General features: G+C 66.5%; 5 protein-coding genes. 2 read left to right on the forward strand and 3 right to left on the reverse strand.

Going from position 1 to position 10,556, the window contains the following annotated elements:
• A partial coding sequence (locus tag ACOJSF_RS03275; RefSeq protein WP_420140803.1) for a TonB-dependent receptor occupies positions 1-2,108 on the forward strand: 2,108 nt, incomplete at its 5' end.
• Positions 2,109-2,148: 40 nt separating this feature from the next.
• Here ACOJSF_RS03275 and ACOJSF_RS03280 read toward each other — a convergent pair.
• The gene (locus ACOJSF_RS03280) at positions 2,149-3,117 is read right to left on the reverse strand and encodes a 2-hydroxyacid dehydrogenase (protein ID WP_420140804.1); all 969 of its coding nucleotides are present in this window, start codon (positions 3,115-3,117) and stop codon (positions 2,149-2,151) included.
• Positions 3,114-4,133 (reverse strand): aldo/keto reductase, encoded by a 1,020-nt coding sequence (locus ACOJSF_RS03285; RefSeq protein WP_420140805.1) that lies wholly within the window; start codon positions 4,131-4,133, stop codon positions 3,114-3,116. Before ACOJSF_RS03285 ends, ACOJSF_RS03280 begins: the two co-directional genes overlap by 4 nt.
• 313 nt (positions 4,134-4,446) lie before the next feature.
• Between ACOJSF_RS03285 and ACOJSF_RS03290 the strand changes: the two genes are divergently transcribed.
• A complete protein-coding gene (locus ACOJSF_RS03290; RefSeq protein ID WP_420140806.1) occupies positions 4,447-9,225 on the forward strand; it encodes a response regulator in 4,779 nt (1,592 codons plus the stop codon).
• Positions 9,226-9,261: 36 nt separating this feature from the next.
• On the opposite strand, the gene ACOJSF_RS03295 is transcribed toward ACOJSF_RS03290, so the two are convergent.
• On the reverse strand, positions 9,262-10,556 hold a 1,295-nt coding region (locus tag ACOJSF_RS03295; RefSeq protein ID WP_420140807.1), incomplete at its 5' end, for a family 43 glycosylhydrolase.

Consider the following 10,556-nt stretch of genomic DNA (forward strand, 5'->3'; position numbering starts at 1 on the left):
TGTTCAGCTGGCACAATCAGGACAGCACGTTCGGCGTGTCGCTGGTCGGATCGTACCAGAAGCGCGAGGTCCGCTTCGACACGTTCGAAATCGGCGCGGGCTGGGTGCGCCACAGCAGCGACGACAGTTATTTCGCGGGGCGCGTCGCGCCTTCGATCGGTAGTTTCGACGACGTCATCATGCCGTCGAACCTGTCGCCGGGTTTCAACTTTTCCGATCGCGAACGGATCGGGGTCAGCGGGACGGTCCAGTACAAGCCGACGCCCGAACTGACCTTCACCTCCGATGGCTTCTTCTCGCGGCTGGATCAGATCGACCGCAACGTCGCCTTCACGTTCGACTTTTCGGGCGGTACGCTCGCCGAGCAGGTGGTCGAGGGCGACCGGGCGGTCTACCAACGGTTCACGAATGGGTTCGTCGATCAGATCGGCTTCCGCAACCGTCGCAAGGCGACGACGTGGCTGTTGGGGCAGAACGTCACCTGGCAGCGCGACGGGCTTTCGCTCTACGCCGACGTGTCCGCATCGCGCGCGACGCGCCGCGGCAATGACGACACCTATTTCACCACGGTCCGCCGCACCGGCATGACGACCGAATGGGACAGCCGCACCGGCAGCCCGATCTTCGACTTCCGCGCGAGCAACCCCCGCTACGCCGACAGCGCCACCGATTTCGCGAATTTGGGCGCGCATTACATGTCGGTCGGGGGAACCGATACGACCGACAAGACCATGGAGGCACGCGCGGGCGGCGAATGGGAAAGCGACGGCGGCGCGAAACTGTCCTTCGGCCTGGCACGCCTGAACCGCGACAAGATCGCCGACAATGTCAGCCAGCCGGTGGCATCACAGTGCGGCTTCTGCGGCGGCACGACCTACGCGCCGCTGCCGTCCGCGCTGTTCTCACGCACGCCGGGCAACTGGTTCCCCGGCTATGACGGCGACACGACCCGTCAGTGGATCCAGTATGACGAGCGTGCGCTGACGCAGGCGCTGGCGGATTATACGGCGCAGCGCAACGACCCGAATTTCATCGGCTACCAGGCGCCGGTCTACAGCCCGTCGCAAAGCTCGGTGGTGAAGGAGCGCGTCTGGGCGGGTTATCTGATGTTCGACGTGAAGACCGAGCTCGGTTCGATGCCGCTGTCGGTCAACGTCGGCGTTCGCATCGAGGATACGCGCTTCACCTCCGACGGCGCGGCGCAGACGATCATCAGTGCGCGGCCGAACGGGCAGGGGCAGAACATCATCGAGCTTTCGCCCGTCCAGCCGCTCGGCTTCAAGGGCAGCTACACCGACATCCTGCCGTCGATGAATGCGCGCCTGGACCTGACCGACACGTTGCTGTTCCGCGTCGCGGCGTCGCGCGTGATGAGCCGCCCCACGCTGACCGACCTGTCGCCTGCGCAGACCATCCTGTCCAATCCGGGCAACGAGCAGATCACGCGCGGCAATCCCGACCTCGATCCGTTCCGCGCGTCGCAGGTCGAGGCGTCGTTCGAATGGTATCTGGACCGCTTCTCACTGCTGTCGATCGCCGGTTTCTACAAGAATATCGACAGCTTCGTTTCGCGCTCCACCACCCCGCAGGTGGTCGATCAGGTGACGTTCCAGGTGACGACGCCGACCAATGGCGAGGGCGCGAACGTCAAGGGCTTCGAGGTCAGCTATCGGCAGGCGTTCCGCAACCTTCCCGGCGCGCTCGACGGACTGGGCGTGCAGGCGAGCTATACCTTCGTCGAAAGCAACGCGCAGTATGAGAACCAGGTGGCGGGCGCGAGCTACGGCCTGGAGGGGCTTTCCAAGAACTCGTACAGCGTGGTCGGCTTCTACGAGAAATACGGCATCCAGGCGCGTGCCGCTTATACGTGGCGCGACAGTTACCTGGTGCAGGCGAACGGCCGCAACGGCCTGCCGCTCTATTCCAACGCCTATGGCCAGCTCGACGCCAGCATCAGCTACGATCTCACGCCCAATTTCACGCTGATGGCCAACGCGCTGAACCTCAACAATGCGAAGGAATTCACCTATTCCGACGTGAAGGCGCAAACCTTCCGCTACGGGCTGACGGGGCGTCGCTACCTGTTCGGGGTGCGCGCGCGCTTCTAAGCCTGATCGGCCCCGGCCGATATGCGGTCGGGGCCTATAGTCAGGCGGCGCGATTGGGCGGCGTGTCGCCCGCGAAGAACGCCTGGAGATTGGCGATCGCCTGCATCCCCATCGCCGTGCGCGTCTCGATCGTGGCGCTTCCCAGGTGGGGCAGCAGGACCGAGCGGGGGTGGTCTAGAAGGCGCGCATGGACCGCAGGCTCGCGCTCGTAGACGTCGAGCGCCGCCGCTGCGATCGTGCCGGCTGCAAGCGCATCGGCCAGCGCCGCCTCGTCGACGACCTCGCCCCGCGCGGTGTTCACCAGGATCGCGTCCGGCCGCATCGCCGCGAGGATGCGCGCATCGATCAGGTGCCGGGTCTCCGCCCCGCCGGGCACATGGAGCGAGAGGATGTCGGCCGTCGCCGCGAGCGCCTCCAGCGAGGGCAGGCGTTCGGCCTCCAGCGGGGCCGTGACCTCTGCCGGTGGCGCACGCCGGCTGTGGAAAGTGATCCGCATCCCCAGGGCCTTCGCCTTGGCGGCGGTGCTCTGCGCGATGCGGCCGAAGCCGACGAGGCCGAGCGTACGGCCGACCAGCGAATTGCCGACCAAGTGGGTCGGGCGCCAGCCCGTCCACTGTCCGGCGCGCAGCTCGCGCTCGCCCTCGCTCGCGCGCCGTGCCGCCATCAGCATCAACAGGATGGCGAGCTCGGCGGTCGCCTCGGTCAGCGCGTCGGGGGTGTTCGTGACCGTCAGGCCGGTGGCGCGCGCGGCCGCGAGATCGATATGGTCGAGCCCGGCGCCGAAATTGGCGAGGACGCGCGTCCGGCGGTCGGGCAGGCCGATGAGCGCGGCATCGATGCGGTCGGTGATCGTCGGGATCAGCGCGTCGAACCGCCGCAGCGCGTCCGCCAGCGCATCGCGATCGAGCGGCCGGTCGTCGGCGCTCAGCGTGGCGTCGAAATGCTCGGCGATCCGTCGTTCGACCGCCTCGGGCAGCCGGCGGGTGACCAGGATCGAGGGGCGGCTCATGTCGATGCTCCGTTTCGTAAGGAGGGGGTGGGCGCGTCGGGCCGCAAGAGGCCCTCGGCCACGAGCTCGGTCCAGAAATCGTCGGGAATGAGGTGCCGCATCCAGGCGACCGCCTGATCGACCTGCCGCGCGTCACGGAAGCCCGCCACGACCCCCGTTACGGCCGGATGCCCCAGCGGGAATTGAAGCGCGGCCGCCGCAAGCGGGACCGCGTGGCGCTCCGCCACGGCCTCCATGCGGCGTACGCGTTCGATGATCTCGGGCGATGCGGGCTGGTAATCGTAATAGGGCGTCGCGGGGCCGCGTGTCCCCGTCACCAATATCCCGCTGTTGAAGGGCGCGCCGAGCATCACCGAAGTCCCCGCGTCAAGGCATGCGTCGAGCAGGCGATCCAGCGCCTGCTGGTCGAGCAGGGTATAGCGCCCCGCGATCAGCACCGTGTCGAGATGCACCTCACGCATCGCCGACAAGCAGATTTCGACCTCGTTGACGCCCAGACCGATCGCATCGATCGTGCGATCTTCGCGCAGCCGTTCGAGCGCGCGGAAGCCGCCGCCCTGCGTCAGCTGGTTCCAATATTGCCCGTTCCGCTCCGCGTGATTGAACGTGCCGATGTCGTGCACCAGCAGACGGTGGATGCGCGCCAGACCGAGGCGGTCGAGGCTTGCCTCGTGCGATCGGGCGATGCCCCCGGCGCTGTAATCATATTCGGGGCGGAAGGGCATGGGGGAGCGGAACCCGTCGAGGTCGCTCGCCATGCCCATCGATGCGTCGGGCAGCATCAGCCGCCCGACCTTCGTGGACAGGACATAGCCTTCGCGCGATCGTAACGCGTCGCCCACGCGGCGCTCGCTCAGGCCACGGCCATAGTGCGGCGCCGTGTCGAAATCGCGGATGCCCAGATCGAACGCCCGCTCGACGGCAGCGATCGCATCGGCATCGCTCACCGGCTGCTGCAGATTACCAATCGGTCCCCCGCCGAAGACGAGGGGAAGTGGAGGTGAAGCGTTTGGCATTCCGCATATCAGTACGCGCACAAAGATATATCAAGCGAGTTCTGGTCGTAGGACATCGGTCGAGCCAAATGTGTCAAAGCGACCCATCGCGCGGCCCGGCATACGTGAAAACGACAGATTTGTCGGGGGGCATGCGGGCGATCCCGGAAGTCCCGGGTGGGATCTGCCATTGACTTGAGGCCCGGAACTGGGAACCTCCCGCGGGCGAGCGATGGCGACAATCGCCGCATGGCGTCGACCATGACTGATGCTCTCAGGGGCAGGGCGTTCATGGTCCGACCCTGAGCTTGAAATCGAGTGGAGCGGGTGCAGGGTGAGGATCGACGACGCCGAGTTCATGCGGGGCGGTGGCGAACTGGGCGCGCTGATGCGCGCGCAGGACTGGACGGCCACGGGCCTGGGACCGCCCGCGCAGTGGCCTCAGAGCCTCAAGACGGCGATCCGCATCATGCTGACTTCGCGCCAGCCGATCTGGATCGGCTGGGGCCCGGAGCTGATCTATTTCTACAACGACGCCTACAAGTCGATCATCGGCGGCAAGCACCCCTGGGCGCTCGGGCGACCGACCAAAGTCGTCTGGTCCGAGATCTGGGAGGATATCGGCCCCATGCTCGCCACGGCGACGACGGGCGAGGAGGGGACGTTCGCCGAAGAACAACTGCTCATCATGGAGCGCAGCGGCTACCCCGAAGAAACCTATTACACCTTCTCCTACAGCCCGATCCCGGACGACGATGGCAGCGCGGGCGGCATCATCTGCGCGAATAGCGAGGATACGGGGCGGGTCATCGGCGAACGACAGCTGGCGCTGCTGCGCGAACTGGCGGCGCAGACCGCGAATGCGCGGACCTGGGACCGGGTGTGCGAGGCGGTCGGCGGTGCACTGGGCACCGATCCGCACGACATCACCTTCGCGATCCTCTTCATGGTGTGCGAGGATCTGAGCGGCCTGGAGCTTGCCGCGACGTGTCGCGTCGATCGATCGCATCCGGCCTGCGCCGATGGAGCCAAATCTCCCTGGCCCCTCGACGATGTTCTGAAGGCGCAGGGAGCGATCGAGATCAAAGACCTTGCCGCCAGGTTTGCCGAACCCCTTCCCACGGGCGCCTGGCAGATCCCCGCGCAGCGTGCGGCGCTTCTGCCCGCGCCGGCGGCCGGCGAAACGGGCCGGCAGGGCGTCCTGGTCGTGGGATTGAACCCCTATCGCCTGTTCGATGACGATTATCGCGGCTTTTTGACGCTCGCCGCCGGCCAGATCTCCGCCGCCTTCGCCAATGCCGACGCCTATGAGCAGGAGCGGCGGCGCGCCGAGAAGCTCGCCGAGCTCGACCGGGCGAAGACCACCTTCTTCTCCAACGTCAGCCACGAATTCCGCACGCCGCTTACCTTGATGCTCGGACCGCTCGAAGAGGTGCTGTCGAAATCCGCGGAGCGCGTGTCGGCGGACGATCGCCGGCTGGTCGACGTCGCACATCGCAACGGCATGCGCCTGATGAAGCTGGTGAACGCGCTGCTGGATTTCTCGCGGATCGAGGCCGGGCGCGTCCAGGCCGTATACCGGCCGACCGACCTGCCGACCTTCACGGCCGAGCTCGCGTCGAGCTTTCGATCGGCGACCGACAAGGCCGGGCTTACGCTTACGGTCGACGTCGATCCGCTGTCGCGCACCGCCTATGTCGATCCGGAGATGTGGGAAAAGGTCGTTCTCAACCTGCTCTCCAACGCCTTCAAATTCACGTTGAAGGGCGGGATCGAGGTGCGGTTGCGCGAACGTGACGGCCGGGCCGAGCTTTCGGTGCGCGATACGGGAATCGGCATCGCCGACGATGAACTACCGAGGCTCTTCGAACGGTTCCACCGGGTCGAGGGGGCCAATGGACGCAGCTTCGAAGGATCGGGCATCGGCCTCGCGCTCGTACAGGAGCTTGCCCGGCTTCATGGGGGAGAGGCGGCGGTCGAAAGCAGCCTCGGCGTGGGCAGCGTCTTCCGCGTGACGATCCCCCTCGGCCGCGATCACCTTCCGCCCGAGCGGGTCAACGACGATGCGGGCGACCTGGCGGTTCGGGCGACCGGAGCATTCCTCGAAGAAGCGCTGCGCTGGACGGGCGACGCGCCCGACGACGCCATGACACCAGGCATCCTCGGCGACGCTACGGGGGCGGGGGGGGATCGGCCGCATGGGGACCGGGAGGCGCGGATCCTGCTGGCGGACGATAATGCCGACATGCGCGATTATGTCAGGCGTCTGCTTGCCGGCCGCTATCAGGTGGAAACCGCAGGCAATGGTCGGGAGGCACTGGACAGCCTGCGGCGGGGGCGCCCCGACCTGCTCCTCACCGACGTTATGATGCCGGAGATGGACGGCTTCGAACTGCTTCATCACGTTCGGCGGGACGAGGATCTGCGCGACCTGCCCGTCGTAATGCTGTCGGCACGCGCCGGCGAAGAAGCCCAGGTTGAGGGGCTGGAAGCGGGCGCGGACGATTATCTGGTCAAGCCGTTCAGCGCGCGGGAGCTGGTCGCGCGCGTTTCCACCACGCTGGAAATGGCGCGGTCGCGGCGACAGGCGCAGGAGGCGCTGCAGCAACTGAACGCGCAGTTGCAGGCCGAGACCGAGCGGTTGAGCGAGCTGTTTTCGGAAGCCCCGTCGCTGATGGCGGTGTTGCGCGGCCCCGACCACGTCTTCGAACTGGCCAACCCGGCTTACATGAATCTTGTCGGCGAGCGCGACATCGTGGGCAAGCCGCTGCGCCAGGCGCTGCCCGAGATTGCGGACCAGGGCTTCATCGAATTGCTCGACCGGGTCCGGCAGACCGCCCAGCCCTATCGCGGGACCGGTGTGAAGGTCCGCCTTGCCCGTTCGGGCGGCGACATGCTCGAGGAGCGTGCGCTGGACTTCGTCTATCAGCCGATCGTCGACGGGGAGGGGGAGGTCAGCGGCGTTTTCGTCGAGGGTACCGACGTCACCGATCGTGTGCGGGGCGAGACGCTGCGCATCATCCAGAACCGCATCCTCGAAGCGGCGGTCGAGGACACCTCGCTCGCCGAAGCTCTGGATCGCCTGGTCCGCGCGGTCGAGGATCTGTCGCCGACGGAGATGCGCGGATCCGTGCTCCTGCTGAGCGAGGATGGCCGGTTTCTGCGGCACGGCGCGGCCCCCAGCCTGCCGACCGCCTATAACGAGGCGATCGACGGCATGGCGATCGGGCCGAATGCAGGATCGTGCGGTACGGCGGCGTTCGAAAGGCGTGCGGTCTACGTCGCCGATATCGCCGACGATCCGCTATGGGTGGATTTCCGCGATCTGGCACTCCGCCATGGCCTGCGCGCCTGCTGGTCGACGCCGATCCTGTCGAGCCAGGGCGATGTGCTCGGGACCTTCTCGCTCCATCATGATCAACCGCGCAAACCGTCGCCCGACGAAATGGAACTGATCGCATTCGTGACGCGATCCGCGTCGATCGTGATCGAGCGCAAGCGCGGCGAGCAGGCGCTGCTGGAGCTCAACCAGTCGCTGGAACAGCGCATCGCGCAGGCGGTCGCGGAGCGGGAGCAGATCGAGGAGGTGCTGCGCCAGGCGCAGAAGATGGAAGCGGTCGGACAGCTGACGGGTGGCGTCGCGCACGATTTCAACAATCTGCTGACGATCATCACCGGCAACATGGACATGGCGCTGCGCGCGATCGACGCGGAAGGAGGCAACCCCAAGCTCCGCCGCTCGATCGGCAATGCGCAGAAGGGCGCGGAGCGGGCGGCAGCGCTGACGCAGCGGCTGCTCGCTTTCTCCCGTCGCCAGCCGCTGGACCCCAAGGCGCTCGATCCCGACCGCCTGATCGCGGGCATGGCGGAAATGCTCAAGCGCGCACTGGGCGAGACCGTCCAGCTGGAGACCGTCACCGCGCCCGGCCTGTGGCGGGTCGAGGCCGATCCCAACCAGCTCGAAAGCGCGATCCTCAACCTGGCGGTGAATGCGCGCGATGCGATGCCCGACGGCGGCAAGCTGACGATCGAGACCGCCAATGCGCGCCTGGACGATGCCTACGCCGCTGGACATGCCGAAGTGCCCCCGGGCGATTACGTCGTGATCGCGGTGAGCGACACGGGCGCCGGCATGTCGCGCGAAACGCTGGCGCGCGTGTTCGAGCCGTTCTTTACGACCAAGGAGGTGGGCAAGGGGACCGGCCTGGGGCTTTCGATGGTCTACGGCTTCGTCAAGCAGTCCGGCGGGCACGTGAAGATCTATTCGGAGGTGGGCGAGGGCTCGACGGTCAAGATCTATCTGCCCCGCCTGGTCGGCGATCAGGGCGGCTTCGATTATGACGAACAGGCCGCCGCGCCCGCTGCGGGATCGCATGACGAGACGATCCTTGTCGTCGAGGATGATGACGACGTTCGCGCGTACACGGTCGAGATCCTGCGCGAACTCGGCTATCGCGTGCTGGAAGCGCATGACGGACCGGCGGCGCTGCGCCTGGTCGAGCGTCTCGACGTCCAGATCGACCTGCTATTCACCGATGTCGTCATGCCCGCAATGTCGGGCCGCGAATTGTCGGACGCCGCGCGGGCGATCCGACCCCACCTCAAGATCCTCTACACGAGCGGCTATACCCGCAATGCGATCGTGCACGGCGGACGGCTGGATCCGGGCGTGCAGATCGTCGCGAAGCCGTTCACGTTCGATACGCTGTCGGCGAAGGTGCGCGAGATGCTGGACAGCGGTACGTCGGGCCGCTTCCTGCTCGTCAATCATGACCCGGCGGTCAGGATGCTGACGGCGGAGGCGCTGGTCGCGGCCGGCTATCTGGTCGACGAGGCGGGCACCGCCGGGGAAGCGGTCGGCATGGTCCGCGCGTCGCGCGGCCATTACACGGCCGTCGTGATCGACCTCGACCTCTCCGGCGGGCGAGGCCTGGCAAAGGAATTACGAGCGCTTCGGGCCGATCTGGCGATCCTGCTGGTCACCGATGGGGGTCAGGAAGTGGCGGGCGTCGCGGACGATCCCTTCACCCGGACCATCGCCAAGCCCTATCACATGGAGGCGCTGACACAGGCGCTGGGCGGCCTGGGCGCCGCGTTCGCGCGTCCGGACTGACGTCGGCACCCGACCTGCGGCATGGGACGGCGGCCGTTAGCGGACGAACCGCCAATGGTCGAAATCGAACAAGGGCCCATCCCCCTTGCCGCGAAATACCATGTAGAGGTCGTGGACCCCGGACACGTCCGCGATGGCGGCCGTCTCCTCCCGCCACTCGCCGCCGGTCGTTGAGGCCGCAAGGCGAAGGGTGCCGAGGGCAGGGCCATCGACCCGATCCGCGTGCAGCTCGATCACGACGTCAGGTTTCGCATTGGCGACCGCGGCCACGAACGTGCGGGCGCCCGCCTTGCCGAAGTCGATGCCCGCGACCTTGATATAGCTGCGATCGGTGATGCGCGTGACGTACACACCGCCCCGGCCATCCTGCGCGGTGGTCACGCCGGGAGCCCACGCATAGGGCCGGTCGCGCTCGCGCTTGATCCGCGAGGTCCAGGCGATCGTCTCCGCCTCGACCCGGCGATAGGGGTTCAGCGGCTCGATCTGCGGCGCGCTGACCTTGTCCCACCAGCCGAGGTTCGGGATGGTGCCGTCCGCATTATAGTCGAACTTGGCGACGGAGACCGATCGGCGCTCGTGATGGATCGGCGTCATTGCGAAATTATGTTCGTAGCTGAAGCCGAACAGATACGATCCGCCCTTGTAATCGACGATGCCCGGATGGTTGCCGGTGGCGCGCGTGTCATGCTCCATGATCTGGCCCTTGTAGGTCCAGGGGCCGGTCGGCCCGTCGCTCATCGCGTAGCCGATGCCTTCCGAGCAGCAGGTGGAGGCGAACGCCATGTAGTAATGGCCCTTGCGCTTATAGAACCAGGGGCCTTCCTGATAATCGGTGATGCGTGGCGCGACCTTCGTGACCGGCCCGGCATAGGACACCATGTCCCTGTTGAGTTTCACGTAATAGAGGTCGGGATTGCCCCAATAGAGATAGGCCTGGCCGTCGTCGTCGATCCACACTGTCGGATCGATATTGTCCTGCCCCGGCGCGATCAGCGGCTTGCCGAGCGCATCGCGGAACGGGCCTTCGGGACGATCCGCGACCGCGACCGCGATGACGTTCTTGGGTTTGCCGTCGATGCTGATCGGTACGTAGAGATAGAATTTGCCGTTGCGCGCAATGACCTGCGGCGCCCACGCGTCGTTGGTCTGAACCGCCCACGGGAAGGTCGCGAGCGAGGCGACGACGCCGCGATCGGTCCAGTTCGCCATGTCCGTCGAACTGTACAGGCGCCAGTCGAGCATCCTGAAGCCCTCGGCATCGTCCTTCTTGAACGGGAACATGGCGCCCCATTCGCCGCCGATACCGAGATTGTCCTGGTACCAGGCGCGCG

Origin of the sequence: Sphingomonas sp., assembly GCF_048594985.1 — a bacterium.
Classification (GTDB): domain Bacteria; phylum Pseudomonadota; class Alphaproteobacteria; order Sphingomonadales; family Sphingomonadaceae; genus Sphingomonas_I.